The sequence below is a fragment of the Veillonella sp. VA139 genome (assembly GCF_003992005.1).
In the GTDB taxonomy this organism is placed as follows: domain Bacteria; phylum Bacillota; class Negativicutes; order Veillonellales; family Veillonellaceae; genus F0422.
In genome coordinates this window covers 1-496 of the sequence record NZ_RQVL01000066.1, presented here as the reverse complement: position 1 = coordinate 496, position 496 = coordinate 1, and the positions used below count along the sequence as shown (strand labels likewise).

1 protein-coding gene is annotated in these 496 nt (G+C 32.5%); it reads left to right on the top strand.

Features of this window, described 5'->3' with window-relative positions; all coding sequences use genetic code 11:
- Positions 1-105: 105 nt before the first annotated feature.
- A partial coding sequence (locus EO125_RS09720) for a UPF0236 family transposase-like protein (protein WP_206168384.1) occupies positions 106-496 on the top strand: 391 nt, incomplete at its 3' end.

The following is a 496-nucleotide window of genomic DNA, read 5'->3' as shown; positions in this document are numbered from 1 at the left end:
GTTAGTGTAAAATGTTTGTGGGAAAATAAAATAGCAAAAGAAGGTCAACCTTTGTTACAATGAATGTATTCCAAAAAACTAAATCAAAGTAAAGGAGACCTTCTTATGGAATTTATTTTACAACAAGTAGCAGATATTTGCACTGACTTTTTTAACTATTCTGAAAACAAGATTTTTAATGAGGAGGAAATGTATTCATACTTCCATCTTATGGAAGACTTTTCAACGTTAATTAATGGTATAGCAACTATGATGCTAGAGGGCTTTTTCGCTAAATTAGATGACAAACTCTACGAACGTATTAAAGAAAAAAAGCGATATCATGTGCAAGAGAAAGGTAGAGAACGAACGCTTGCTACCAAATGGGGCGATGAGACAATTGTAAGAAGGTATTACAAAGATAAAGTAACTAGAGAGTATGTATATCTATTAGATGCATTATTAGATCTACCTTCTCATAAACGAATCGAGCCCTACTGTGCCAGTGAAATTATTA